This window comes from Sorangium sp. So ce1504 (assembly GCF_051521635.1).
GTDB classification, from domain to species: Bacteria; Myxococcota_A; Polyangia; order Polyangiales; family Polyangiaceae; genus Sorangium; species Sorangium cellulosum_B.
In genome coordinates, this window is the sequence record NZ_CP150365.1 from 11,341,400 (window position 1) to 11,368,062 (window position 26,663).

At 71.2% G+C, this 26,663-nt stretch carries 16 protein-coding genes; 8 read left to right on the forward strand and 8 right to left on the reverse strand.

Going from position 1 to position 26,663, the window contains the following annotated elements:
• The first annotated feature begins 10 nt into the window (after positions 1-10).
• Positions 11-2,257 carry a glycosyltransferase gene (locus WMF39_RS42720; RefSeq protein WP_437742191.1) on the forward strand — a complete coding sequence of 749 codons (2,247 nt, stop codon included), beginning with the start codon at positions 11-13 and terminating at the stop codon, positions 2,255-2,257.
• A gap of 13 nt (positions 2,258-2,270) precedes the next feature.
• Positions 2,271-3,743: a DUF362 domain-containing protein gene (locus WMF39_RS42725; protein ID WP_437742192.1), complete on the forward strand. Its 1,473-nt coding sequence runs from the start codon at positions 2,271-2,273 to the stop codon at positions 3,741-3,743.
• Here WMF39_RS42725 and WMF39_RS42730 read toward each other — a convergent pair.
• Positions 3,685-4,287 carry a TetR/AcrR family transcriptional regulator gene (locus WMF39_RS42730; RefSeq protein ID WP_437742193.1) on the reverse strand — a complete coding sequence of 201 codons (603 nt, stop codon included), beginning with the start codon at positions 4,285-4,287 and terminating at the stop codon, positions 3,685-3,687. The genes WMF39_RS42725 and WMF39_RS42730 overlap by 59 nt on opposite strands.
• A 160-nt stretch (positions 4,288-4,447) precedes the next feature.
• On the opposite strand from WMF39_RS42730, the gene WMF39_RS42735 reads away from it, so the two are divergent.
• The 5 genes from WMF39_RS42735 to WMF39_RS42755 all read left to right on the forward strand — a co-directional run bounded on the left by WMF39_RS42735 (position 4,448) and on the right by WMF39_RS42755 (position 15,141).
• Complete coding sequence (locus WMF39_RS42735; protein ID WP_437742194.1) at positions 4,448-6,976, forward strand: PEP/pyruvate-binding domain-containing protein; 2,529 nt, start codon at positions 4,448-4,450, stop codon at positions 6,974-6,976.
• Positions 6,969-8,351 (forward strand): MFS transporter, encoded by a 1,383-nt coding sequence (locus WMF39_RS42740; RefSeq protein ID WP_437742195.1) that lies wholly within the window; start codon positions 6,969-6,971, stop codon positions 8,349-8,351. The genes WMF39_RS42735 and WMF39_RS42740 overlap by 8 nt, the downstream gene beginning before the upstream one ends.
• 445 nt (positions 8,352-8,796) lie before the next feature.
• Positions 8,797-10,095, forward strand: coding sequence for a non-reducing end alpha-L-arabinofuranosidase family hydrolase (locus tag WMF39_RS42745; protein WP_437742196.1), 1,299 nt, complete (start codon positions 8,797-8,799; stop codon positions 10,093-10,095).
• A 209-nt stretch (positions 10,096-10,304) separates the two neighbouring features.
• A complete protein-coding gene (locus WMF39_RS42750; protein WP_437742197.1) occupies positions 10,305-14,156 on the forward strand; it encodes a serine/threonine-protein kinase in 3,852 nt (1,283 codons plus the stop codon).
• A gap of 139 nt (positions 14,157-14,295) precedes the next feature.
• The gene (locus WMF39_RS42755; RefSeq protein ID WP_437742198.1) at positions 14,296-15,141 is read left to right on the forward strand and encodes a hypothetical protein; all 846 of its coding nucleotides are present in this window, start codon (positions 14,296-14,298) and stop codon (positions 15,139-15,141) included.
• A gap of 11 nt (positions 15,142-15,152) precedes the next feature.
• On the opposite strand, the gene WMF39_RS42760 is transcribed toward WMF39_RS42755, so the two are convergent.
• The gene (locus WMF39_RS42760) at positions 15,153-15,362 is read right to left on the reverse strand and encodes a hypothetical protein (RefSeq protein WP_437742199.1); all 210 of its coding nucleotides are present in this window, start codon (positions 15,360-15,362) and stop codon (positions 15,153-15,155) included.
• Positions 15,363-15,663: 301 nt separating this feature from the next.
• On the opposite strand from WMF39_RS42760, the gene WMF39_RS42765 reads away from it, so the two are divergent.
• A complete protein-coding gene (locus WMF39_RS42765; RefSeq protein WP_437742200.1) occupies positions 15,664-16,485 on the forward strand; it encodes an SIMPL domain-containing protein in 822 nt (273 codons plus the stop codon).
• 52 nt (positions 16,486-16,537) lie between these two features.
• Here the strand turns inward: WMF39_RS42765 and WMF39_RS42770 are convergent, their stop codons facing one another.
• From WMF39_RS42770 to WMF39_RS42795, 6 genes are all read right to left on the reverse strand, one after another.
• A complete protein-coding gene (locus WMF39_RS42770) occupies positions 16,538-17,533 on the reverse strand; it encodes an alpha/beta hydrolase family esterase (RefSeq protein WP_437742201.1) in 996 nt (331 codons plus the stop codon).
• Between the two features lie 385 nt (positions 17,534-17,918).
• The gene (locus tag WMF39_RS42775) at positions 17,919-18,692 is read right to left on the reverse strand and encodes a hypothetical protein (protein WP_437742202.1); all 774 of its coding nucleotides are present in this window, start codon (positions 18,690-18,692) and stop codon (positions 17,919-17,921) included.
• Positions 18,693-19,062: 370 nt separating this feature from the next.
• Entirely contained in the window at positions 19,063-20,448 is a 1,386-nt protein-coding gene (locus WMF39_RS42780) for a sigma-54-dependent transcriptional regulator (protein WP_437742203.1), read from the reverse strand.
• Positions 20,449-20,670: 222 nt separating this feature from the next.
• A complete protein-coding gene (locus WMF39_RS42785; protein WP_437742204.1) occupies positions 20,671-21,879 on the reverse strand; it encodes a cytochrome P450 in 1,209 nt (402 codons plus the stop codon).
• Between the two features lie 15 nt (positions 21,880-21,894).
• Complete coding sequence (locus WMF39_RS42790) at positions 21,895-24,378, reverse strand: proprotein convertase P-domain-containing protein (protein ID WP_437742205.1); 2,484 nt, start codon at positions 24,376-24,378, stop codon at positions 21,895-21,897.
• Between the two features lie 249 nt (positions 24,379-24,627).
• The gene (locus tag WMF39_RS42795; protein WP_437742206.1) at positions 24,628-26,241 is read right to left on the reverse strand and encodes a tetratricopeptide repeat protein; all 1,614 of its coding nucleotides are present in this window, start codon (positions 26,239-26,241) and stop codon (positions 24,628-24,630) included.
• Positions 26,242-26,663: the final 422 nt, after the last annotated feature.

The following is a 26,663-nucleotide window of genomic DNA, read 5'->3' on the forward strand; positions in this document are numbered from 1 at the left end:
CGAACACACCATGTCCGAACCCCGAACCGAGCGTGCTCCGGAGGCGCCGATCGAGCTCTCCGTCCTCGTGCCCTGTCTCAACGAGGAGCTGAACATCCCCGAGCTCACCGACCGCATCCTCGGCGTCTTCCGCGAGGGGGCGCTCACGGGCGAGCTCATCCTCGTCGACGACGGCTCGACCGACGGCACCGCCACGACGATCCGCGCGCTCATGGCCGCGCACCCCGGGCTCGTCGTGGGGTGCTTCCACCCGCAGAACCGCGGCATCACCGCGGCGTGGCGCACCGGCGCCGCCGCCGCCCGCGGCAAGCTCGTCGCCACCATCGACGCCGATCTCCAGTACCAGCCCGAGGACCTCCTGCGCCTCCGGCGGGAGCTCTACGAGCACAGCGTCGATGTCGTCCAGGGCTGGAGGAGCGCCGTCGGGCGCCGCAGGGACCGCCGGTACCACCTGAGCCGCGGGTTCAACACGCTGCTGAACACCACCTTCGGGATGTCGCTCCAGGACAACAAGAGCGGCTTCGTGATGTGCGCTCGAGAGGTGTTCCAGGATCTCCTGACGTACAAGGGCAGCTATTTTTACTGGCAGTCCTTCGTCCTGGTCGCCGCCCACGCGAAGGGCTACTCGTACAAGGAGGTCGAGACGCTCTTCGAGCAGCGCCGGCAGGGCGTCTCCTTCCTCGACGGGGCCGCGGCGCGCGCCGCGGTCAAGTCGTTCTACGACCTGGGCAAGGCGAGCTGGGAATACCGCGTGGGCCGGAAGCCGGCGGACATCGCCACGCAGTACCTCCGCCGCAACCCGGTGGTCGACCGCTCGCCGGAGCGCGACCCGCTCTCCACGGCGAGGTGGCGCGCGTACCTGGCCGCGTTCAACCACACCCACTGGATGATCACGCGCGACGTCGAGCACTACTACGAGACGCTGCGCAGGACGCAGTGGCTCGCGCCGTCGCAGACCCGCGAGCTCCAGGACGAGAAGCTCCGGCGGCTGCTCCGCCACTGCTACCGCAACGTGCCCTACTACCGCGCTCGCATGCAGGAGCTCAAGCTCCGGCCCGAGGACATCCGCGGCCAGGAGGACCTCCACAAGCTGCCGTTCCTCACCAAGGCGGATATCCGGCGCCACCTCTACTTCGACATCATGTCGGAGAACCACGACAAGTCGCAGGTCCTCAAGATCACGACGAGCGGCTCCACCGGCGAGCCCTTCGTCTGCTACGCGGACCGGGCTCAGCTCGAGTTCCGCTGGGCGGCGACGCTCCGGGCGCAGGAGTGGACGGGCTACCGCTTCGGCGACCCCACGGTGCGGCTCTGGCACCAGACGATCGGCATGACGACGTGGCAGGCCGCCCGCGAGCGCGCGGACGCCGTCCTGTCGAACCGCACGTTCATCCCGATCTTCGAGCTGTCCGACGACAACCTGGGCGAGATGATCGCGAGGATCGCCGGCGCGCGGCCGGTGCTCATGGACGGCTACGCCGAGGCGCTCGATTTCCTGGCCCATTACGTCAAGAGCACCGGAAAGGTCGCGGCCCGGCCGCGCGCGATCATGTCGAGCGCGCAGACGCTGCCGCTGCCGAGCCGCCGGCTCATCGAGGAGGCGTTCGGCTGCAAGGTCTTCGACAAGTACGGCAGCCGCGAGTTCTCGGGCATCGCGTACGAGTGCGACGCGCACGAGGGCCACCACGTGGTGGCCGAGGGGTACATCGTCGAGGTCCTGCGCGACGGGCGCCCCGCCGAGCCGGGGGAGATCGGAGAGGTCGTGATCACCGATCTCAACAACTTCTGCATGCCGTTCGTCCGCTACCGCATCGGCGATCTCGCCGAGGCGATGTCCCCGTCCGCGCCGTGCCCCTGCGGCCGCGGGGCGCCGCGCGTCGGCCGCATCGAGGGGCGCGTCCAGTCCATCATCCGCGGGACGGACGGGCGCTATCTGCCCGGCACGTTCTTCGCGCATTACCTCAAGGAGTTCGATTACGCGATCAAGCGCTTCCAGGTGGTGCAGGAGGAGCGCGACGCCATCACCTTCCGCGTGGTCAAGGGCGGGCGGTTCTCGCAGCAGGTCCTGGACGAGGTGCTCGCGACGTTCCGCCATCACCTCGGCGAGCGGATGCGCATCGACGTCGAGTTCGCCGACGACATCGCGCTCGTCCGCACGGGCAAGCACCTCGCGAGCGTCTCGCGCCTCAACGTCGATTTCCAGCGCGCCGCGCCGGCGGAGATCCTCTCGTCCGGCCTGAACGGCGCGGGCGCTTGACCGGGGGCTCCCGATGACAGCGACGAGCCGCCGCGTGGTGACGGTCTCTCGGCCGGGCGTGAGCTACGGGGGCAGCGCGCCCTATGGCCCGCCGAGCCCGGTCTACGAGGCCGTCGAGGCGCTCTTCCGCCGGCTCGGCCTCGACGCGGCCCGCGCCGGCACGCCCGCGTGGAACCCGCTCGGCGACCTGATCGCGCCGGGGGACCGCGTCGTCGTCAAGCCGAACCTCGTCTCGTCGAAGAACCTTCACCAGAAGATCACGGGCGAGCGGCTCGCCGCCTCCAGCACGCACGGCTCGCTGCTCCGGCCCGTGCTCGACTACGCGCTCCGCGCCGCCGGCCCGCGCGGGAGCGTGCGCGTCGTCGACTCCCCGGTCGAGGGCTGCGAGATCGAGAAGGTCGCCGGCCCGCTCGGCATCTTCGACGTCATCGGTCACCTCAGGGCCCAGGGGCATGACGTCGATTTCATCGACCTGCGGTATTTCCGGATCGCGCCGGTGTTCGCGCTCGACGACGTGCGCCGCTTCGGCCGCTCCTGGAACCTCGGCCTGCTCCTCCGCCGCCGACTGCCCGGCGATCCGCGGGGCTACCGGGTCGTCGATCTGGGCTCGAGCAGCTTCTTCGCCGGCGCGGGCGCCCCGCGCAGCGCCGCGCTCCGCTTCCACCGCAGCCATTACGCGACGCCGGTGCCGCACCACGCAGGGCAACGGCACGAGTACAGCATCCCCCAGACGCTCCTCGACGCGGATGTCGTCATCAACCTCCCCAAGCTGAAGACGCACAAGAAGACGGGTATCACGCTGTCGTTGAAGAGCGTGATCGGCCTGACGAACGAGAAGTACTGGCTCCCGCACTTCACCGAGGGTGATCCATCGGTCGGCGGCGACGAGTTCGATCGGCCTCAAGGCCTCGGAGACGCGGTGGAGAACAAGCTCAGCCGGTTCCCGCTCCCCGGCGATCACTCGCTCGTCGCGCGCGCGCCGCGGCTCGGGGCGCCGCCGAAGGTCATCGATGGCAGCTGGGAGGGGAACAACACGCTCTGGCGGACGATCCTGGATCTCAACCGCATCCTGTTCTTCGCGGACCGCGGCGGCGCGCTGCGCGGGGAGCCGCAGCGGCGGTACCTGACGATCGTGGACGGCATCGTCGCGGGTGAGGGCGAAGGGCCGCTCGGGGCGACGCCCGTGCGCGCAGGGCTCCTGCTCGGCGGGTTCGATCCGGGCCTCGTCGACGCGATCGCCTCGCAGGTGATGGGCTTCGATCCGGCGCGGATACCGCTCGTGCGGGAGTCGCTGGGCGGGGTGCTGCTCCCTGGCAGTCGCCTCGACGAGGTAGAGCACATCGTCGACGGGCCCGCGCCGACCCACCGGTTCAAGCCGCCGCGGAGCTGGCCGTCGCTGCTGCCGGACGCGGCCGGCGCGCCGCGCGTCACGGTCGCTCCGCCGCGGGCGCGAGCGTCCGGTGAATCGCGTCGATCGCGAACGTGACGTAGGCCCGCCCCTCGGACCGATCGAACCCCTGGTTCGAGAGGTGCTGGTGGAACGGCCGGAAGTGTAGCGCGCCGAGGAAGAGGTCGGCCGCGTGCTCCGGGCGGACCGGGCGCAGCAGGCCGCGGGCGATCGCTCGCGAGAACCACGCGACCACCTCGCGCCGCGCGCGGACCGGCGGCAGGTCCTCGCGCCGGTCGGCCATGGACTCGACGTGCATGCCGGCCGAGCGGAGCACCGCGAGGCACGGCACGATGCGCTCGAGGTAGGCGGAGAGCTCCTCGGCGAGCTCGAGGAGCTGGATCCGCGCGTCGCGGTCGTCCGGGCCCGCCCGCGCGCGCGCCATCCACGGCGGCTCGAAGGGCGGCAGCAGCGCGGCGCGCAGGAGCTGCTCCTTGGTGCCGAAGCGCTGGAACAGCACCCCGTGCGAGACGCCGAGCCGCTCCGCGATGAGCGTCGTCGAGACGCCCGCGCCGTGCTCCAGAAAACACGCGCGTGCCTCGTCGAGGATCTGCGCGTCGGTGATGTTACGCGGCCTTGCCATTCATAAGTATCATGATACTTACTGCGTGACGTCACAATGACTTTCAGGTGACGGTCCAGCGGACGCTGTCGTCGCGAGCGAGGCGCTGCCCGGAGGGCGGGCGAGCGCCGGGGAGCGCGACGCGGCGGAAGCAGCCTTTCTTGGCCGAAGGAGATGCCTGATGCTTGTTCATCGCTTGAGCCAGCTGTCCCGAGCCGACCTCGCCAGGGCGGGCGGCAAGGGCGCCAACCTCGGTGAGCTGATCCAGCTCGGCCTGGCCGTGCCGCCCGGGTTCGTTGTGAGCGCTGACGCGTACGCGGAGCAGGCGCGCGCATGGGGGCTCGCCGAGCGCCTCTCGGCGCACCTCGCCGCGAGCCGCTGGGAGGCGGCGGCCTCGGAGGCCGCGGAGCTCTTCGAGCGGGGCGCGATGCTGCCCGCGATGGAGAGCGCGGTCCGAGACGCGTACCGCGAGCTCGGCGCGCCGCCGGTCGCGGTTCGCTCCTCGGCGACGGCGGAGGACCTCGCCGACGCCTCGTTCGCGGGCCAGCACGAGACGTACCTCGACGTGGCGGGAGAGGACGGGCTGCTCCTCGCGCTGCGGCGGTGCTGGGCGTCCCTCTGGAGCCCGAGGGCCCTCGGCTACCGGGCGGCGCGGGGCATCGATCACCTGGGGGTCAACATCGCCGTGGTGGTGCAGCGCATGGTCCCGGCCGACTTCGCCGGCGTCCTGTTCACCGTCGACCCGGTGGCCCAGCGCGCCGACCGCATGCTCCTGGAGGTCGCCCCGGGCCTCGGCGAGGCCGTGGTGTCAGGACACACGACCGGCGACGTGTACCGCCTGCGGCGCGCGCCGTTCGCCGGGGCCGCGGCGCCCGGCCCGGACCGACCGAACGGGGCCGCGGGCCCCGGGGCGAACGACCTCGCGATCGACGACCGCGACCGCCGGGAGGCCGGCCGTCCCGCGCCGAGCGACGCGCTGGTGCTCGATCTGGCCCGCATCGGGCTCCGCCTCGAGGCCCACTTCGGCTGCCCGCAGGACGTGGAGTTCGCCTTCGCCGGGAGCTCCATTCACCTCCTCCAGTCGCGCCCGATCACCACGCTCGGCACGGCCGAAATCGAGCCCCTCCCTCCGCCCCCGCAGCTCAACCGCATGCAGCGGAGGATGCTCGAGGCCAACGACAACGACCGGTTCCCCGTCGCCCCCAGGCCGCTCGATCAATGGGGCTTCCGGGCGACGCTCCCCGCGATCGTGCGCATGGTGCGCTTCCTGGGGCTCGACGTGGACGAGGCCGAGGAGCGCGCGTGGGTCGGCCAGGTGTGGCGCGAGGTCCTCGTCCCACCGCAGGTGCGACCCACCCTCCGGTTGCTCCGGCTGCCGCAGAAGGTCGCGGCCAGCCTGCGCGACGACGCGATGGCGTGGTGGGAGGGCGACGGGTTCAAGCGGCTCCAGGAGGCCTGCGCGCCGGTCGATCTCCGCGCGCTGGACGACGCCGCGCTCCTCCGCCGCGCCGACCGGATCACGGAGACCACGACCGCGGTCCTGGGCGAGCGGTTCGAGAAGCGCGCCAGCGAGCTGGCCGCGATCGCCCTCCGCGTCCCGGTCGCCCTCGCCGTGGGACCGAAGCGGGCAGCGACCGTCATGCGCGACCTCGTCTCGGGCCTGCGCACCCGGACGTCCGACGTGAACCTCGCGATCTTCCACCTCGCGCGCAGGGCGGTGAGCGCCGGGCCGGAGGTCGCCGGCGCGATCCGGGAGGGGCGCCCGGAGGCCCTCCGCGAATCGGAGGCCGGCCGGGCCTACCTGGCCGAGGTCGACGCGTTCCTGGACGAGCATGGGCACCGGGAGAGCACCGGTCTGTACCTCTCGGCGCCGACGTGGCGGCAGGATCCCGCGCCGCTGTGGGGGCTCCTTCGCGGCCTGCTCGACGTCGCCGAGCCGCCGTCCGAGGAGGCCGGGCTCGCGCGTTACCGGGCCGCGCTCGAGGAGGTCACCCGCGCGCTTCGCCTCGTGCCGGGTCTGCCCGACGCGTTCCGCCGCACCCTCGAGCGGCTGCGGAGCGCGATCGTGTTCCGGGAGCGCACACACTTCGATCTGGTGCGCTCGTTCTCCGCGCTGCAGGCGATCGTGGCCGAGATCGCGCGTCGCCTCTGCGAGCGCGGGCGCCTGCCGCGCCCTGACGACGTCTTCTACCTGACGGAAGCCGAGCTCTGGGGGTGGCTGGAGGGGGCGGCGCCGCCGCTCGACGAGGTGGAGCGGCTCGTTCGACGGCGGCGCGCGACGTACGGGGTGGTCAACGCGAGGTGGCAGAAGATGTCGTTCGGGGCGGGCGCGGGAGGCGCCTCGGGCGACGAGCTCCGCGGCATCGGGGCGTCGTCCGGGGTGGTCCGCGGCAAGGCGCGCATCGTGCGGGACGAGCGGGAGTTCGAGCGGCTGAAGGCGGGGGAGATCCTGGTCTGCCGCTACACGAACCCCGCGTGGACGCCGCTCTTCACGCTGGCCGCGGGCGTCGTGACGAACGTCGGCGGCGCGGTCTCCCACGCGGCCATCGTCGCGCGCGAGTACGGGATCCCGGCGGTGCTGGGGGCTGCCGGGGCGACCGAGCGCATCACGGATGGCCAGGAGATCCTCGTGGACGGGACGGAGGGCCGGGTGGCGCTCCTGCGCCGGGGCGACCGTCAGGACGGCGCGGGCGAGCTCGCCCGTGCCTGAGCCTTCGTCGCGCCTGCCGGTGCGGCTCCTCGCCGCCATCGCCCTGTCGACGGCGCTCGCGCCGCTCAACTCCACGATGGTCGCCGTGGCGCTGCCGGAGATGTCGCGCGCGCTTCGCGTCGACTCCGGCGCGCTCCGGCAGGCGCTCGTGACGAGCTACCTGCTCACGAACATCGTCCTGCAGAGCCCCGGTGGGAAGCTCGGAGATCGCCTCGGCCACCGGCGCGCGCTCGGGCTGGGCCAGCTCCTCCTGGCGGTCGGGGCCGCGCTCGCCTACCTCTGGCCGGTGCTCCCGGTGCTCGCGGCGTCGCGCGTCGTGATGGCCGCGGGCGGCGCGATCGTGGTCCCGAGCGCGACGGCCATGCTCCGCACGGAGCTGCCGCCCGAGGTGCGCGGGCGCGCCTTCGGCGCCTTCGGGGCGGTGATGGGGCTGTCGGCGGGCACCGGACCGACGATCGGGGCGCTGCTCGTGGGGACCTTCGGGTGGACCTCGATCTTCCTCGCGAACGTCCCGGTGCTGCTCCTCTCCGCCGCGCTCGCGCACATCGGCGGGCCGCCGCGCCCCGCGGCCGTGACGCCTGCCGCGCCGCGACCGCGGTTCGACGTCGTGGGCTCGGTGCTGCTGGGTGGGTCGCTCATCGGGCTCGTCCTTGGCCTCGAGGCCGCTCACCTCCGCTGGGCCGCGGTGCTCGGCGCGCTGGGCCTTGTGCCCTTCGTGCTCTGGGAGCGGCGCGCGGCGGACCCGGTCATCGACTTCTCCCTGTTCAGGCGGCGCGCGTTCCTCGGCGGCAGCCTGCTCATCGCGCTCCAGAACTTCGCCATGTACGCGACGATCTTCGAGCTGCCCCAGGTGGCGGGGCGGCTGTTCCACGTCGGGCCGCGCGACGTCGGCACGACGCTGCTGGCCATGATGGGGACGATGGTCGTCGTCTCGCCCCTCGCGGGGCGCGGCTCCGATCGCTTCGGGCCGCGCGCGCTGGCGCTCGCCGGCTGCTCGCTCGCCCTGGCCGGCATGCTCCTGCTCGCGGCGCGGCCTCTGGGCGCGCTCACGGACGCGATCCCCGCGCTCGTGATGCTCGGCGCCGGCCTCGGCCTGACGTCCGCGCCGTCGCAGTCCGCGGCGATGAGCGACGTCCCGCGCGAGAAGAGCGGAATGGCCGCAGGCCTCACATCGACGATGCGCTACATGGGGGGCATCGTCGGCCTCACCGTGCTCGGCCTCGTCCTCACCGACCGCCCGGCGGCCGATGTGGTGAACCGCGAGCACACGATGGCCACGTCCATCTTCGGCGCGGCGCTGCTCCTGACGATCGGCTGCGCCTTTCTCCTTCCCGGCCGCGCCGCCGCGCCGGTGGCAGCCGCGGGATCACGGTAGAGCGTTTCACGAGGAGAGGCGCGAACGACTCGTCCGGCCACTCCTCGACGGTGAGCTCGGGATCACCGCAAGAGCAACCACGGTTGACGTACGCTTCATGCCGTCACGGTGAAGCGACACGTGCGTCAGTGCGGAGATGAACGAGATCTCTGGATCTCGCGCCTGGCGCACAGGCGCAGCGGCACAACACGTCACGAATTTGTGCCAAGATGCGCCGCACTTCGCCGTGCTCCGCACCGGTGCGCGCGAGCCGCCGGGAGAGGATCACGCGCCGGTTTTTGTTTGACGCCAGCAATGTGAACGCTCACAATGTCCCAGGTATCCTTCCGCTTTGCCCTGGGTAGGCCGCCATGCGGCGCCGGGCCCTCGTCCTCGTGCACATCCACCTTGAAGGTCGGGCTCTGAGGAGCTCGCTGCCCGACTGGGCATCCCTCTGGAGACCAGCATGATCACTCCCTTCGATTTGCACCGTCAGACCCTGACTCCTTCCCGTTCCCTCCTTCGTCTCTCTGCCCTCGGCTGTGTGCTCGCCGCGCTCGCCGGTTGCGCAAGCGACACGGGGGACGAGCAGCCGCCCGGTGATGGTACGGGTGGCTCGGAGAACCCGACGACGAGCGCCAGCAGCACGACAGGCGCGAGCACGAGCGCGAGCGGCACGGGTGGATCGAGCTCCGGCACGAGCACGAGCACGAGCAGCGGAAGCGACACGGGCACGGGCGGCGACCCGACGTCCGGGACCGGGGGGAGCGGCGGCGCTCCGGGGGACGGCGGCGGCGGCGCAGGCGCGGGCGGCTCGCCCGTGACCTGCGACCTGCCCACCACGTTCAAGTGGAAGTCGGGGCCTCCGGTGATCGGCCCCAAGCCGCCTGCCGGTCGCACCTTCGCCTCCGTCAAGGACCCGACGATCGTGTTCGAAGACGGCAAGTACCACGTATTTGCCACCGTGTTCGACACCACGTCGGGCAACGGGTCGTGGAGCTCCGTGTACTTGAACTTCACCGACTTCACTCAGTCGAACTCCGCGCCGCAGCAGCACATGGCGAACTGGCCCACCGGCGGCACGGTCGCGCCCCAGGTCTTCTTTTTCCGGCCGCACAACAAGTGGTACCTCATCTACCAGTGGAACGGCAGGTACTCGACCAACGACGACATCAACAACGTCAACGGCTGGAGCCGGCCCCAGTCGCTGCTCAAGGGCGAGCCCGGCGCCATGGGGAACGTCCTTGGCGCGCTGGACTTCTGGAACATCTGCGACGACAAGAACTGCCATCTGTTCTTCTCCCGGGACGACGGGAAGCTCTACCGCTCCAAGGTCAGCATCGATAAATTCCCGGCTTTCGATGGGTACGAGGTCGTCATGACGGCTCCCAGCTCGGGGCTCCTGTTCGAGGCCAGCAACGTCTACAAGGTGGATGGCACGAACAAGTACCTGCTCCTGGTGGAGGCGTTCGACAACAGCCCTCGCTTCTTCAGGTCGTGGACCTCCGAGAGCCTCGACGGCCCCTGGGCCCCCCTGGCGGACACCAAGCAGAAGCCCTTCGCCGGCCCTGCCAACGTGACGTACGAAGGCGGGGACTGGAGCGACGACATCAGCCATGGTGAGATGATCCGCTCCGCGAACGACGAGCGAATGACCATCAACGCGTGCAACATGCAGTTCCTCTACCAGGGCAGAGATCCGAACGTCGGGGGGGATTACGGCAAATTGCCGTACAAGCTGGGTCTGCTCACGCTCGAGAAGTGACTCCCCGCCCCTCCTCGAGCTCTCGGGAGGGACGTTCAGGCAGAAGCGCCGATCTCCCGATCGGCGCATCCCCAGTGAGCCCGGGGCGACATCAGCCAGGGTCGGAATCGGGGTCGACCATCGATGCGTCAGGGGCGCCGCGCGCAGGATCCGCGGCCTGAATCCAGGGGATCGCTGGACGAACGGCATTCTCCGTCTATCCTTGAGCGGTGCGCTCGGGGGAGCTCTTGGGGGGGCGCTTCCGCGTCGAAGCGCTCGCGGAGAGCGGAGGCATGGGCGCGGTCTACCGCGCCTGGGACGTCACCACCGGAAGGCGGGTCGCCGCCAAGGTGCTGCACGATCCGTCGCCGCACCACCTCGCGCGCTTCGCGCGGGAGGCCGAGCTCCTCGCCCGTCTCGCACACCCCGGGATCGTCCGGTACGTCGCCTACAGCGCCGCGCGCGAGAGCACGCCCTTCCTGGTCATGGAATGGCTGGAGGGCGAGGACCTCTCCCGGCTCCTCTCGCGTCGGCGGCTCTCGGTCGCCGAGACAGTGGAGCTCGGGGCGCGCGTCGCCGCGGCCCTGGGCGCCGCCCACGCGCTGGGGATCGTCCACCGCGATCTCAAGCCGGCCAACATCTTCCTCGTCGGCGGCCGGATCGAGGAGCCCAGGCTCCTCGATTTCGGGGTCGCCCGCCTCCCGGACATGGCGCCGATCACCGGCGCCGGGGTGCTGGTCGGCACGCCCGACTACATGGCCCCGGAGCAGGCGCGCAGCGGCGATGAGGTCGGCGCGCCCGCCGACATCTTCTCGCTCGGCTGCGTGCTCTTCCAGTGCGTCACCGGCGCGCCGCCGTTTCAGGCCGATCACCTGGTCGCCCTCCTCGCCAGGATCATCTTCGACGATCCGCCGCGCCTGTCCGAGCGCTGCCTCGGCGCGCCCCCGTGGCTCGACGCGCTGGTCTCGCAGATGCTCGAGAAGGATCCGGCGCGGCGCCCGCGCGACGGGGCCGCGGCCCACGCCGCGCTCGCGGCGCAGGAGGTCCATGGCGGGGCGAGCTCGGGACCGACGAGCTCCGCCCTCACCAGCAGCGAGCGCCGCTTCCACGGCGTCGCGGTGATCGGCCGCGCGCCAGCGTCCGCGCAGGGCGCCACCCTCTCGGTCAGCGAGGCGGACGCGGACGCCGGCGCGCTCCGGGAGGTCGCCGCCCGCTTCGAGGGGCGCCTGGAGCTGCTCGCCGACGGTACGGCGGTGCTCATCGTCGGCCGCCCGCACGTGCCCACCGACGTCGCCGCGCAGCTCGCGCGCTGCGCGCTGGCGCTGCGGGAGCGCGTCCCCGATCGCCCGATCGCGATCACGGTCGGCTGGGGCGAGCTCGGGCGCGGCCTGCCGGTCGGCGACGCGATCCAGCGCGCGGCGGGGCTGCTCCGGAGCGCGGGCCGCGCGGGCGCGCCGCAGATCCTCCTCGACAAGACCACCGCCGGGCTGCTCGAGGCCCGCTTCGAGGCAGCGATCACCGCGTCCGGCGCCGTCGAGCTGCGCGGCGAGCGCAGCGCCGCCGAGCCGTGGCGCCCGCTCCTCGGCAGGCCCACGCCCTGCGTCGGCCGCGATCACGAGCTCCGCCTGCTGGAGCAGACCTTCGCCGCCTGCGCCGGCGAGCCCGCCGCCCGGGCGGTGCTCGTCATCGGCGCCGCGGGCATGGGCAAGTCCCGCCTGCTCCAGGAGCACCTCGCGGCCCTCCGGCGCGCCGGCGCGCCCGCGGAGATCTGGGCGGGGCTCGGGGATCCGCTGCGCGCGGGCTCCATCGGCGGCCTGCTCGCGGAGGTGATCCGGGGCGCGGCGGGGATCCAGGGCGGCGAGCCGATCGAGGAGCGGCGCGCGCTCCTCCGGGCCCGCGTCGCCCGCCGCGCGCCCGAGGCGGAGCGGCGCCGGATCGAGGAGTTCCTCGGAGAGCTCGCCGGCGTCCCCTTCCCCGACGAGGACAGCCTCCCGCTCCGCGCCGCCCGGCAGGATCCCGAGCTGCTCGGCGAGCAGATGCAGCGCGCGCTGCGCGATTTTCTGCGCGCCGAGTGCGCGGCCCAGCCGGTGGTGCTCGCGCTGGAGGACGTGCACTGGGCCGATCGCGCCTCGGTCGCGGCCATCGACGCGGCGCTGCGCGAGCTCGCGGACCAGCCGCTCGTCGTGCTCGCCACGGCGCGCCCCGAGATCAAGCAAGCCTACCCCGATCTCTGGGGCGAGCGCGGGCGGCAGGAGATCTGGCTCAGGCAGCTCTCGCCGAAGGCGTGCGCGCAGCTCACGCGGGAGGCGCTGGGCGGCGCGGCCGACAGGGCGCTCGTCGATCGTCTGGTCACCCAGTCCGAGGGCCAGCCCTTCTTCCTCGAGGAGCTGATCCGCGCGACGGCGGAGGGCCGGGGCGAAGCGATGCCCGACACCGTGGTGGCGATGGTGCAGGTCCGGCTGGAGGCGCTCCCGCCCGCTGCGCGCCGGATCCTGCGCGCCGCCAGCGTGCTCGGCGAGGTGTTCTGGCGAGGCGCCGTCGCCCACCTGCTCGGCGGCGACGCCGCGCTGCTCGCGGATCACCTCTCCGCGCTCGTCACCGGGGAGCTCTGCGTCCGCCGCCGCGAGAGCCGCTTCCCCGGCGAGGAGGAGTACTGCTTCCGCCAGGCGCTCCTGCGCGAGGGCGCTTACGCGCAGCTCACCGAGGACGATCGAGCGCTCGGCCACCGCCTCGCCGCCGAGTGGCTCGAGGGCGCGGGCGAGGCCGATCCGCTGGTGCTCGCGGCGCACTGCGAGCGCGGCGGCCTGACCGCCCGGGCGGCGTCGCTGCTCGTCCGAGGCGCCGAGCTCGCGGCCGCGCGCCGGGCCTACCTCGACGCCGAGGCCTGCTACGGGCGCGCCGAGGCGCTGGTCGGCGCGCTGCTCCCTGCGGCGCGCCACGCGCGGGGCCTCGCTCGCTTCCGGCTCGGGCGCCACACCGAGGCCCTCGCCGACCTCGCCGCGGCGCGCGAGGAGGCGGCCGAGGCGTCGGAGCCAGGGGCGGAGATCGAGCTCCTCCTCGATGAGGCCATGATCCTCGACTGGACAGGCGAGTACCGGGCCGCGAGCGAGCGGGTCGAGGCCGCCGAGCGCCTCGCCGACTGGGTGGACTCCCCCCTGCTCGGCGCCCGCCTGCTCCTCGGCGTGGGCCGCTCGCTCCACCGGGACGACCGCGAGGACGAGGCCGCCATGGTGCTGTCGCGCGCCGCGGAGCAAGCCGCGCGGCTCGGGGACGAGGGCTATGAGACACACATCATCGCCCGGCTGATGCTCGGCTTCATCCTGGCCAGCCTCGGCCGGGTCGACGAGGCGGCGCGGGACCTCGACGCGGTGATCCTCAGCTGCGAGGAGCGCAGCGATCTCATGCACCTCGGCGCAGCGCTGAACAACCGCGCGCTCGCGCGGGCCCTCCAGGGCGACCGCGCCGGGATGATCGCCGACCTGGAGCGCACCATCGCGCTCGGGCGCGACCTCGGCCAGCCCGCGTTCGAGCTCGTCGGCCGCTACAACCTCGCCGAGTACCTGTATCTGATGGACGATCTCGAGGCCGCGGCGCCCCACGCGCGCGCCGTCCAGGCGATGGGGCCGCGCTGCGACGAGCACCACGCGCCGATCGCCGTGGCGCTCCTGACCGCGCGCCTGCGCCTCTACCAGGGCGACGAGGCGGGCGCTCGCGGGATCGCCCTGCGGCTGCGCGCGGCGCAGGAGGAAGCCGGCGGCGACGCGCTGAAGCCCTCGGAGGACGTGCTCTGCTCGATGATCGAGCTCGCGACGCGCGACGACGACGGCGCCGCGTGGGCCGCGCTCGAGGAGCGCTCCGCGCGCTGCTCGGTAGGGCAGGAGCGGATCGAGGTGCTCGAGGCGCGGGCCCTCGCCGCCTTCCGTCGCGGCCGGTACGTCGATGCCCGGTTGCAGATCGAGCGCGCCCTCGCGGCCGCCTCCACCACGCCGACCGTCATGGGCAGTCGCCTCCGTCGCTGGCACACGGAGCTGACGGCGCTGTCAGAATCGGACGCACCGGACAACCACCCTCGTCGCCGCTGAATCACCTTGCACGGGCGTGATAATGCGAAAAGATAGAATATTGAACCCATAGTCAACCTATGGGCGATGTTGGTGAGCCCGCGCTCGCGCGCCGCGCGCAGGGAGCCGCCGGGTATGCGCCAGAAATGGGGGGGAACCCATGTCGCTCAAGGAGAGATTCATCGTGCTTGTCTGGGCCGGGGTGCTGTCGGGCTGCGCCGCGGAGGTGGGGGACACCGAGGCGCTGGACGAGCTCGTGGGGGAATCCCAGGGAGCCCTTCTGGGCGGCAACGCGCTCAGCGCGAACGCCCTGAACCTCAATGCCTTGAACCTCAACGCCTTGAACCTCAACGCCCTGAACCTCAACGGTCTCAGCGCGCAAAACCTCGCCGCGATCCGGGATCCCGGCCCGAGCGGCGCGCTGGCGCGCGAGTTCATGCGGTATGCGACGAGCTGCGCCCTGAGGAGCACGGAGTCCTTCGCCTTCTCGTGGACGGACTCCAAGGGCACCGTCCACAACGAGCGCTACCCCGGGCTGCTCGGCGCCGCGCCCGCCTGGGCGACCGGGCCGCTCGACGAGCTCGGGCAGCGCATGGTCTCCAGCTGCGTGGCGGCGCGCGTGAACTACTATCAAATACCGGTCCTCCTCTCCGCCCGCTCGCTGCGGGATCCGCTGAAGACGCTCTCCTCGAGCCAGGAGCTCGTCGACTATCCAGATGTCGAGGGGGCCTTCTGGGGCAACCTGTTCGCGGCGCAGCCTTACCTCAACGCTTGCTACAACAGCGCGACGGTCGACAACTCGCGCTCCTACCAGCGCGACTGCGCCGCGGGCCACCTGCTGTCCGACGGCCAGCTCGTGGGGTGCGGGGTGATCCGCATGGTCGGCCCCTGCAGCCGGGTCTGCCAGACCCTCAACGGGGCCGGCCAGTACTATCCGTCCTGTGTCGACCGCCCCGGCCAGAGCACAGCGACCGTCAAGGATGTGATCACCACCGCCTTGCCCTGACCGGCGCGCCGTCAAAAGGCGCCGACCTCGCCGAGCAGCGTCCCGTTCTCGATCAGGTCCACATGGCCCCGAGGGGTCGACTCGCCCGCCGCCCAGCGCGATTCGAAGGAGAGCTCGAATGCGCCGCCGCACCCGGCGCAGCCGTCCCCCGATCCGCGGCCGGCGTACACGTCCGGGAACGGGCTCTCGTCGAGGCGGTACGCCGCCACCGGTACTTTCACGAGCTCCGGCAGATCGTGTCGGATTCGCGCGAGCCCGATTGCGTCGCGCTGGTCGCGATGCAGCTCTTCGAGCTGGGCGCGTGAGGCGCGAACCGGACCGAGAAGGACGTTCTGTCGACCCGAGGCAGGCAGGTCCCGCAGCCGGGGCATGCGGGCTCTCGCGGGCAGACGCCGTACTTTACAGACCCGAAGGACCTTGAGCCCGCCCCTCGCGATCGAGCCGCCTCCGCCCTAGATTCGGTGCGCTGACAGCCAATTCGACTGCCAGGGCAGACGATCCGCTCGAAGGAGGAGAATCGCGATGCGTCGTACTATGCCGACCCTCACGGGAAGCCTGATCGCAGGGCTCGCGCTCGGCGTCATCACCTGCATTTCGTCGACCGCGCTGGCCGGGCGCCCCGTCGCCCAGGTCCTCGCGGCGGATCGCCTCGCAGCCAAGGAACCCTGCGCCACGGCGGAGAATGACGAGAACCGGACCATCACGATCGGCGGCATCGGCGAGGTCGCGCGGCCTGCGGATTCGATGCGCACGAGCATCGGCGTGGAGGTGCGCGAAAAGACGCTCGGGGCCGCGCGCGACAAGGCCGCGGGCAGGTCGCAGGCGGTGCTCGCCGCCCTGCGTGGCCTCGCCATCCCAGGGCTGGAGATCCGCACTGTCGACATCTCGCTCTCGCCGATCCGAGAGTCGCACGTGCCGCACGAGGAAATCACCGAGCCCAGGATCATCGGCTATTCGGCTTCCATCCAGCTCTCCGTCGCGCTGCGGGGCGTGTCGCCGGCCGAGCTCCAGGCCGCAGGCTCGAGGATCCTCCAGGCCGCGCTCGCCTCGGGCGCCAACGACGTCGGCGGGCTCGAGTTCTTCTTGAGCGACCGCACCGAGGCGCGCCGCAGCGCCATCGCGGCTGCCGTGCAGGACGCGCAGGCGAACGCCAAGGCGGTGGCCAAGGCGGCGAACGTCAGGATCGCCGAGCTGCAGTCGATCTCGGTCGTCCAGCAGGAGCGTTATGCATTTGCGCAGCAGATGAAGGGGCTCGGAGGCGCGGACGGCTTCCCCGTCGAGCCCGGAAACATCCGTGTCACCGCTGCGGTGACGGTCCGTGTGGCGTTTGCCCCGAGCCCGTGAGCTCAGGGCGGCGGCCCGCAGGCGGCGCTCGCGATCGCGGCTCGGCGCGTCCTCACGGCATGCCCGTGAAGAAGTCGTACATCGCCCCGATGGCAAAACACGGAACGCCGTGGCTCGTGTTGCTGTACGCGGGATCGTCGTGGGAGCACCAGATCGTCGGCTCCGAACAGCCGCTGTAGGAGATGCAGCCGGGGTTCACCGTCTTGCCGCTGCTCTGGCAGCCCATCACCTGGGAATACGGCGTCGAGCTCATCTCGCACATGTTGGCGGTGCGGAACCTCGCGACCGCGCTCGCTCCGTCTCCCCCGCGGACGGTGTCGTTCTTGCCCTGGATGTACATCGCGGGCATGGATACCTGCAGCGCGCCGTAATCGGAGGCCGCGACGGGCGCGACCGCCCTGAAGTTCATGTGCTCGGCATCGGACTTGTGCGCCAAGATCTGCATGATCATCTGCGCGCCGGAGCTGTGGCCGGTGGCGAACACGCGGTCCATGTCGATGCAGTAGCTGTCCATGAGGTCGTCGTAGATTCGCAGGACCCTGGCGATGTCGTTGTTGTAGTTCCAGCATCCACCCCGGTCCGACGACCTCCCCACGGCGCGCACGTACTCCGTCTCGAAGGCCGATCCTCGCGTGAGGTTGATGAACTGGTCGATCGGGTTGCCGCAGGCGTGGAAGCCCATCAAGAGGGGGAGAGGGGTGTTGCCATCGTAGCTGTCCGGGAACGTGTAGATGTGATCGTCGTCGACCTTCACCGTTCCGCTCTCGGGCCGCCCCGACTTGCCGCAGCCTGGGCTCGGGTTGCCCGCCGGCGATTCCGTGCCGCCGGTCCCCATGCCACCGGCCCCGGCCTGCGGTCCGCCCCCGGTCGACCCACCTGTCGTGCCGCTGCTGGAGGAGCTGGCGTCATCGCTCGTTCCCCCAGTCGAGGTGGTCTCCCCGCCGCTCGTAGACGTGTGGGCCCCGCCCGCGCCGCCCGTGGCCTGATCGGCTCCGCCGCCTCCCGTGCCGGGCGAGCCTGTCTCGGACGAGCAAGCGAGAAACATCAAGGCGACGGCAGGAAAAGAGGAATAAGCACCTGATCTCGGCATCGTCTGGACCCTCTCGTGATCGCCCGGTTCGTCTCTCCGCGCTCGCCGCGTGCCGATCCCGCGATGCTCTCGGGCGAGGATGCGCCTCACGTGGAGGCACCAGCCCGACCCTCACGGCGGACGCGCAGAAGTGACGAAAGGCCCGGTGCGCATGGCACGCCTGTCCGTGGCAAAGCGGAAGAAGGATCGACGCGTCGACTGTGAACGCTCACATAGGCGGCGTCAATCAAATAGGACCGGCGCGACGCCCACCTTGATCTCGGCGGGTGCGCAGCAGTGGCAGCTGCGGCACCCCCGTGAGCTGTCATGAGAGCTCGGCTCGCGCGAGCTCGTCGTTCCCGGATCAGTTGGCAATGAACGCGCAGCACCCGACGACGCAGATGTAGCCGTCGGCGCAGCCGTCGCTGCAAGGATCCGCGCACGTCGGAGCCGACCCACCTTCGCCACCGCCGGGGTCGGAGCTGCCGCCAGGGTCGGAGCCGCCGCCGCCATCGGTCTCACCCGTGCTTCCATCGTCGGGGCAATCGTGCCCGCCGTCGTCGCTGCCGCCCGGATCGCCGGAGCTGCTGTCCCCGGGGTCGTCGGAGCCGCTGCCGGGGCCGCCGTCGCAATGGCCAGGGCCGATGCCGCCCTCGTTGAAGTCCGCAAGCGCACCGGACAGCGCGACGGCACCCTCGGCCGCGCCGCCTTGCTTGGTGCCGTACGGGAGCCGGCCATCGGCGTCCTTGTTGTCCTTCATCCACGTCTCGGCTTCCGCGAGCGCCCCGCCCAGGGCCGCCTCGCTCGCGCCGCTACCCACGTTCAGCAGCGCGGCGATCAGCTGGTGACACAGGATGAGGCTGGTGTCGCCCTTCGGCGGCGTCTCGAAGAGCTCCAGCAGCTCCGCCTGGGAGTACTCGACCCCTCCGATGGTGAGCTTCGATGTCGGCCAGCTCTCCTCGTGGTTCTTCCAGTAGCCCTGGGTGAGCGTACAGCCGTCCCCCTCGGACGGGGGCGGAGTCCCGACCACGTTGCCTCTGCCCTCGCCCAGGCGATCCGGGTCGCCGTTCCCACAGGCGACGAGAGCGGAGCCAACCAGCGACAGACACCCCACGAGCACCAACCTGCCAAGCGTCATGATTCCTCCTGAAGTTGCGCATCGCGCGATGGGCGCTCCTCGCGAAGAGCGAGCGACATCGCGCGTGTCAGGCGGCGGGCATTGCGCAGGATCGGGGCGCACAGGCGACCCCGAGCCGGCGGGACCATGTTCTCGATCCACCCGCCCCAGCTGCAGCCCATGAGGAGCCGCGCTCTCGGTTCCTTCAGTGCCGGCCTGCGCTCGGCGCGGCTCATGTTTTTGTGGGCGCTTTCCGATCCCGTGTCGTTCTCGAACGATTGAATTTTTCCTTCACCAACACATGAGTGACCGAGATCACGTCAGGCCGTGAGATCCCGTATCATTCTCGCTCGAACAAAATCTTCCTTCATGAGCACACGAGCGACCGAGATCACTTCAGCCCATGACGATCCATCTTGTTGAGCAGCCCCTGCCGCGACAGCCCGAGCCGCGCTGCTGCCTGGCTCCTGTTGCCCTGGGTCGCCCGGAGCGCGGCGGCGATCTCGCGCCGCTCCAGCGCCGCGATCTTCTCTTCCAGCGTCGCCCCCTCGGCCGGCTCGTCGCCTGCCGGTGCCGCGGGACCGCTGCCTCGCCGGGCCGGCGAGAGGTCCTCCTCGAGGATCTCTCCCCTGCCCCCGGCCATCACGAGCGCGCGCTGCATCTCGTGCCGGAGCTCTCGCAGGTTGCCGGGCCAGTCGCAGGCCTCGAGCCGGCGCATCGCGCCGGGCGAGATCGCGGTCGCCGGCGAGCGCGGCACGAGGGCACGCGACAGGTTCAGGAAGTGCTGCGCGAGGAGCGGCAGATCGCCCACGCGATCCGCGAGCCGGGGCAAGGCGATCTCGATCCCGCGCACGCGCCAGTAGAGGTCGTCGCGAAAGGTCCTGTCCGCCACCATCGACTCGAGCGCTCTGTGGGTGGCCGACACGACACGGACGTCCACGGTCAGCGGGCGCGCCGCGCCCACCGGCAGGATCTCGCCCGTCTCGAGCACGCGCAAGAGCTTCACTTGCAGCGCCGGCTCCATGTCGCCGATCTCGTCGAGGAACAGGGTCCCTCCGTCCGCCTCGACGAACAGGCCGGGAGCGTCCTTGATCGCGCTCGTGAAGGCGCCTTTCCGGTGGCCGAACAGCGTCGATTCCAGGAGGGTCGGCGCGAGCGCGCCGCAGTTGACCGCGATGAAGGCCTTGTCCTTCCGGCGGCTCCTTGCGTGCAGGTAGCGGGCGAAGACCTCCTTGCCCGTGCCCGAGTCGCCGGTGATGAGCACCGGGACGTCGGTCGGCGCCGCGCGCTCGCACAGCGTCCTCGCCTCGAGGAAGGCCGGCGACTGACCGAGCATCGCCGACGCGTCGCCCTCGCGGGCGGCGAGCGAGCGCTCGAGCTCCGCCACCCGATCTTCCAGCGCGAGGCGCGCGGCCGCGCGGGCCACCACGGAGAGCAGCACGTCGGGGTCGACGGGCTTGGCCAGGAAGTCGTACGCGCCGCGCTCGACGAGGCGCAGGGCGAGCGGGGTCTCGCCCGCGCCCGAGACGACGATCACCTTGGCCGCGGGCCGCTCGGCGAGGAGCCTGTCCGCGAGCGCCGCGCCCTCCTCCGCGCGGCCCGTCGGCGGGAGCATCAGGTCGAGCACGACGAGGCGCGCGCTCGTGCGGCGGAGCTCCGAGAGCGCCTTCGGGGCGGCCCCGGCCTCGGCGACGGCGTACCCCTCCAGCGCGAGCAGCTCGCGGTAGGCGTCGCGGAACCCCGGATCGTCGTCGATGAGCAGGACGGTCTCGGTCACGGATGACCGTACCGCGTTGCCAGGGCGCGGATCCAGGGTTGCGCGGGGCGCGGCGCGGGGCGCTCTCCCTGCTTCACCCAGCATCCGGTAGTGGTCAACTTCGCCCAGAGAGAGTCCACATGAAGGCGGGAAGGCGGGAAGATCATTAAGGTTTTCTTCCCGCCTTCCCGCCTTCATGTTCAAATTTGACCACTACCCAGCATCCCGCCGCCCTGGGACGCGCTACCGGACAGGGCGCGCGCACCGGACCGGCATCGATTTCACGCCGCTCACCCAGTTCGAGCGGAGCCGCACGGCCGGCCCGGCGAGCTCGAGATCGGGGAGCCTGCGCAGGAGCTCCTCGAAGGCGACCCGCGCTTCCAGGCGCGCGAGCACGAGGCCCAGGCACACGTGGGGGCCGATGCCGAAGGAGAGGTGCTCGTTGGGCGTCCGGCCGACATCGAATCTGTGCGGATCGCTGAAGACCGCCTCATCGCGGTTGGCCGAGACGTACCACAGCACCACCTTGTCTCCGGCCGTGATCCGCTGCCCGTGGAGCTCGGTGTCCCGCACCGCGGAGCGCCGGAAGTAATAGACCGGCGGCGTGAAGCGCAGCATCTCCTCGATGGCGGTCGGGAGGAGCGAGGGATCGTCGAGCAGGCGCCGGCGCTGGTCGGGGTGCTCGAGGAGCGCGAGCATCCCGTTGGAGATGAGGTTCTTCGTGGTGTCGTGGCCGGCCGTGAGCAGCAGGTTGAAGAAGCCGCCGAACTCCGTGTAGGAGAGCTTCTCGCCGTCCACCTCGGCGGCCATGAGCAGGCTCAGCATGTCGTCCTTGGGCTCCTTCCGCCGCTGCTCGGCGAGCTGGTGCGCATAGGCGTTCATGTTGTGGAGCACGGCGTTCAGCTCCTCGGGCGTGACGCCATAGGCGGGATCGCTGGCCCCGAAGAACCGCGTCGTCCAGTCGAGCATCTGCTCCTGATCCTCGCGGGGGACGCCGAGCACCTCGAGGATCACGGAGAGAGGCAGCTTGCCCGCGATGTCGCTGGCGAAATCGCACCCGCCGCGCTCGCAGGCGTCGTCGATGAGCCTCGTCACGAGCTCCCGAACGTGGCCTTCGAGGCGCTGGATGACACGGGGCGTGAACCCCTTGCTGACCAGCGCCCGGAACCGGGCGTGCCGGGGAGGATCCATCATGATCATGACATCGGGGTTGTCGCGCATGTCCCCCGGCGGGAGATCCTCGATGAAGAGGCCGCGCCCCGAGCAGAACGCCGCCGGATCGCGCGAGATGCGGGCGACGTCGGCGTGGCGCGTGATCGCCCAGAAACCCCTGCCCGCCGGCTCGGGGTGCCAGTGGACGGGCGCCTCCCGGCGGAGGATCTCGAAGCGATCGTGCGGCGCGCCGGCGAGGTAGAGGTCCGGATCGAGGACATCGACGGTTTCAGGGGTCATCTGGGCAGGATCTCCTCAGGAGCTTCGGGAGCGCAACCGCTTGCGACGCATTCTGAGCAGCGCGATGAGCGGGAGCGCCGCAGGCCATGGCCACGGGGGCTCTTCGCGACCCACGAAGCGGCACCCGCAGCCGCCCGTCGTGTCGCTGCTGGCGGGCGGGTCGCCGTTCGGGCTGGCGCCCGTGGTGCTGCCCGACGCGGGGCTGCCGGTCCCCGCGCCGCCAGCGCCGCTGCCCGTCGCGCCGCCTTCGCCCGTGGTGCTGCCGCCGCTCGTGCCAGCGCCGCTGGCCGCCGAGGCGGTGCCGGTCCCCGCGCCGCCGGCGCCGCTGCCCGTCGCGCCGCCTTCGCCCGTGGTGCTGCCGCCGCTGGCCGCCGCGGCGCCGCCGACCCCTGCGCCGCCACCGCCGCTGCCCGTCGCGGCGCCACCGACCCCTGCGCCGCCAGCGCCGCTGCCCGTCGCGCCGCCTTCACCGGTGGTGCTTGCGCCGCTCGTGACGGCGCCGCTGGCCGCCGTGGCGCCGCCGGTCCCCGCGCCGCCAGCGCCGCTGCCCGTCGCGCCGCCCTCCCCCGTGGTGCTTCCGCCGCCGGTACCGCCGCCTTCGCCCGTGCTGCTGCGTGGGCAGCCCAGGACCGACACGTCGTCGATCGCGAGACCGGCAAGCTGGACGCTCGCGTCGCTGTCGAGGTGGAACACCACCTCCACTCGTTTCCCGGCGTATCCGCTGATGTCAGCGTAGTGCGTGCCCCATCCCGCGCTCTCCTGGAGCACCAGGTTGGAGCTACCGACGGTCGTGGTCATCGATGCGTCGAGGAACTCCCAGAGGCGCCTGGCGTTCGCACCCCCGACCTCTCGGATCTCCACCCACCCGTGATCCGAGGAGGCGTTGTCGAGCTGGTACTTCATCGCCCAGCGGAGCTGGATGGGCGCCTGCACCCCGGACAGGTCGATCGGCGGGGAGACGAGGTCCTGATTCGAGCTCGCGTTGTACACGCCCGAGAGGTTCGTCTTCCAGCATTGCGTCCCGCCGTTGCACGTCGCGATCGGCGCGGCGCTCGGTGTGCCGAGCGCCCACGCGTCGGCTGTGCCTGCGTGCGTGAAGCCCTGCGCGCCGCCCTCGAAGTCCGCCGACAGCAGGGCGGCCGGGGCGTCGCCGCTCGAGCACGAGAGCGCGGGGATCGGCGCGTCGCAGATCGTGAGGCTCCACGCGGACAACACGCCGAGGTTGTTCGAGTTGTCCGTATCGTCCCGGAGCGTGAGCGTCCACCGGCCCCCGCCGTTCTCCCCATCGAACCAGTGCAAGCGGTAGTCGCGCTCCGGCTGCACCATCATGCCGTTCAGCAGGGTGAAGTGTCCGGCCGGGAACGCAGCCTCGTCGTCGATCGTGATATCGAGGTTCGGGTAGGTCCTATCGCCGATATCGGTGAAGAGACCGTTGGTGTTGCCGGCCGGCGAGACGAGGTACACGTCCACGTCGGGGGGCATGGGATGGCTGAGCCGGACGCTCACGTTCAGGTCACCGATACGGGTCGCGCCCGGGACGTCGATGAACGACGTCGTGGGCGCGCCGAAGAGGATCTCCCTGGGCACGCTCGCGCTGTCGTACGTGGTGCACCCCACGCTCGGCGCCGCCGGATGCACGCTCACGCTGAGCCCGTAATCACCCGCCGTCACCGAGCCGGTCACGGTCACCCTGTAGGTGCCCGCTGCCTTGACGGTCGCGAAGATGGCGTCCGAGTAGGGTGTCTCGACAGGCCCGGACTGGTTGTCCACCTGGATGTCGAACCCGGACCCGAACGGACCGATCGCGAGCGCGGCGGCGAACTGCGTGAGGTCGCGCGTCGGGTCCTGATCGAGGCTCGCGAAGAGGGTGTCGCCGGCGTTGAGGGAGAGCGAGTAGCTGTCGACGTCGCTCGCGTTGCTGTGCGTGCCAGCGATCCAGCCGGTCGCGGGGAGCGGCTGCGGTGTCGTGTCGTTCGGCTCGACCTCCGCCGTGGGCACGCCGCTCTGCACCTTGAGGTGGAGGTCGTAGGGGCGCAGCTGGACGGTCGCGGAGGGCACGCGCACGCGCGCGTAGTAGGTTCCCGCGGTCGCGAGGGGCGTGCCAGCGATGCTCGGCGACGAGCCCCCGAACGACCCGTTGAAGACGTCGGTCTCCAGCACTGTCGTGCCATCCTGATCGAGGATGTCGAGGTCGGCGTCCTGCGACGCGGTGGACGACGCTGTCATCACGGCGGCGTAGACACGGCTCCCGGCGGGCGCCTGGAAGGAGAAGAGATCCGTGTCGCCGCCTGGAAAGAGGTTGGCGCGCATGACCGTGTCGCTGGAGATGGCGTTCGCCTGCAACGCCGTCCCGTTGGGCTCCGCCTCCAAAGCGAGTTCCTGTCCGACGGCCAGGTGCGCCCTGCCAAGACCGTCGCCTTCGCTCGCGCCGCAGCCGGCGAGGATCAACGCTGCCGCGCCCTGCGCGACGGACGAGCTGATGACATCCCTGCTTCTCATGTCGTTTCCCTTCCGTTCCGCTGCTCCACCGCGCCCAGCTCCGTGGCGGGGCAACATCCTAGCTGCCGTCTCGGCTCCGTGGGTGCCGACCTTCGGGCAAGAGCGGCGCGGTTACCCAACAGAAGAAGAGTGGGCCAATGTAAGGCGTGGCAGGGGACCAGCCCACCACCAGCGGAACACGATAGCTTCCTGGCGGGAAGCGGCGCGCTCGAGAGCCAGCTTGTCGACCGTGCGGAGCGCCCCGCGCGATCACTCCTCGCCGGACGTCCGCTCCGCCTGCTCGAGCGCCTGCTTGTAGTACCACAGCCGTCGCAGGCTCGTGTCGCTCACCTGGTCGTCGCCGAGGATGTTGATCGCGATGCGCTGCGCCCTCACGGCGTCTGCGGTCTTCGCTTGCTGGAACAGGATGTCTGCGAGCGTCTCATAGCAAGGACTGCAGGACGCATTGCCGTCGACCGCGCGCTTCACGTACGCGAGCGCGCGGCCGAAGCGGCGTCTCAGCGCGTGGTAGCGGGCGAGGTAATCCAGCTGCATCTGGCTCGTCGCGCGCGGCTCGAGCCGGGCGACGAGCGGCTCGATATCGTCCCAGACTCGCTGCTCGAGCGGAAGCGACGCCTCGGCTCGGGTGTAGAACGACGCGAGGGGGTACAGGTAACGCGGCTCGTCCGGCGCGAGGGATGCGGCGCGCTCGAGGTCGCTCCTGGCACCGGCCAGATCGCCCCGGTCCCAGCGGAACGTCCCGCGGGCGAGGTACGGCTCCGGCCTCTCGTGCCCGACCCGGACCGCCTCGTTGAGATCGGCCGCCGCCGCCCGTGCTGCCGACGGATCGCTCCACCTCCGGAGTCGTGCCCAGAGCGCGTGCACGTCCTCGTCTCGCATGCTGCGCATGCGGGGCAGGACCGCCGGGGCGCGGTCGACGTACGCGCGCCTCACGGTCTGCACCTCGATCTCGTTCGCCTCGACGAAGCGCGTGAGCGCGCGCTCGAGCGCGCTCACGGGCATGTCGCCGAACGCATCGACGAGGGTGCGATCCCGCGCGTCGCGCGCGTCGCTCAGCGCCCGGAGGTAGCGGAGGAAGCCGGGATGCAAGCCGTCATCCTCGATTTGCAGGGCGTGGACGAGCGCCCAGGCTGCGGTGTAGTTCGCGCTCCTGCGCATGCGGGCCTCGCGCGAGGTTGGGTCCTCGACGTCCCACGCGTAGAACGCGGCCGCGTCGAGCGAGAGGAGCGTAGGGACGCTGGGCAGCGCCGCCTTGGGCACGCCGACGACAGAGCGCCCATCGATCCTCAGGGAAAGCCACTGGCTGCCTGTCGTGATGAGCCGGTCCGGGAGCTGCTTCCCGAGGACGACGCTGCTCTCCTCGATGCGAAGCGTCGAGTAGAACTCCGCCATCCCCTCGTTCAACCAGACCGGCGCCGATGGGAAGTAATAGGCAAAGAAGCGGTGGCTGAGCTCGTGCTGGAAAATCTCGCGCCCCGCGTCGCTCAGGCCGCCAGGGAACATGAGGGTAGGCACGTGCTCCAGGTCGTTGCCCCTGCGGGAGAGGTACCCTCCCGCGCCTCGCGGGGCGATGCGCGCAAAAGCGTCTTCGTCGTCGAAGACGACCACATGGGTCAGCCCGTTCGGCTTGGGCTCATGGGGAAAGGCGACGCGCTCGAAGGCACGGTAGATGCGCTCGAAGTGGACGATCATCTCCTTCGCTTCGACCTCGTCGAGATCGGTTCGCAGCAGGAAATGCGGAGACTGGAGCTCGACCCAGGGCGGTCCCCCCGCGGCAGGGCACGTGAGCGGCCTGGCGCAGCCGAGCGCCATCGCGACCAGGACGACGGCTATGCTGACGACGGCTATGCTGACGTGTCGCATCAGAACGAGCTCCTGCCCTTCGTGATGAGGACCGTCTCGCCGCCGCCCTTCTCGGCGGCGTCCGCGACCTCCGCGGCGATGGCCCGGAGCTTCCGCGCGGCATAGACGGTGCGCATCAGCTCTTCCCGGGTTCGAGATTGCCTGTCTGATTCCAGCCCTTACCCGTGTCACTCGGCATCGGAACCTCCGTGATGCGACCCGTCTGCCGCCTGGCGTGCGTCGCCGTCCCTCTCCTGCGGCGGCCGTCGAGACGCTCTCTTCTGCCTCGCGGCCCTCGGCATGCGCCCTGACGCACGCTGCTTCGCGCGCCGACGGCGATCACCTGAAACGGGGAATCAGGAGCATGGCAGGTTACAGAGGAGTAGACGCGTGGAGTCTGTCCTTGTCAAGAAGAACGGTGGGGCCCCGTACACTCCTGCTAG

What these genes read in the sequence shown, in the direction of transcription:
- WMF39_RS42720 (WP_437742191.1), top strand. Translation starts at nt 11, where the DNA reads ATGTCCGAACCCCGAACCGAGCGTGCTCCGGAGGCGCCGATCGAGCTC.
- WMF39_RS42725 (WP_437742192.1), top strand. Translation starts at nt 2,271, where the DNA reads ATGACAGCGACGAGCCGCCGCGTGGTGACGGTCTCTCGGCCGGGCGTG.
- WMF39_RS42730 (WP_437742193.1), bottom strand. Translation starts at nt 4,287, where the DNA reads ATGGCAAGGCCGCGTAACATCACCGACGCGCAGATCCTCGACGAGGCA.
- WMF39_RS42735 (WP_437742194.1), top strand. Translation starts at nt 4,448, where the DNA reads ATGCTTGTTCATCGCTTGAGCCAGCTGTCCCGAGCCGACCTCGCCAGG.
- WMF39_RS42745 (WP_437742196.1), top strand. Translation starts at nt 8,797, where the DNA reads ATGATCACTCCCTTCGATTTGCACCGTCAGACCCTGACTCCTTCCCGT.
- WMF39_RS42755 (WP_437742198.1), top strand. Translation starts at nt 14,296, where the DNA reads ATGTCGCTCAAGGAGAGATTCATCGTGCTTGTCTGGGCCGGGGTGCTG.
- WMF39_RS42765 (WP_437742200.1), top strand. Translation starts at nt 15,664, where the DNA reads ATGCGTCGTACTATGCCGACCCTCACGGGAAGCCTGATCGCAGGGCTC.
- WMF39_RS42775 (WP_437742202.1), bottom strand. Translation starts at nt 18,692, where the DNA reads ATGACGCTTGGCAGGTTGGTGCTCGTGGGGTGTCTGTCGCTGGTTGGC.
- WMF39_RS42785 (WP_437742204.1), bottom strand. Translation starts at nt 21,879, where the DNA reads ATGACCCCTGAAACCGTCGATGTCCTCGATCCGGACCTCTACCTCGCC.
- WMF39_RS42790 (WP_437742205.1), bottom strand. Translation starts at nt 24,378, where the DNA reads ATGAGAAGCAGGGATGTCATCAGCTCGTCCGTCGCGCAGGGCGCGGCA.
- WMF39_RS42795 (WP_437742206.1), bottom strand. Translation starts at nt 26,241, where the DNA reads ATGCGACACGTCAGCATAGCCGTCGTCAGCATAGCCGTCGTCCTGGTC.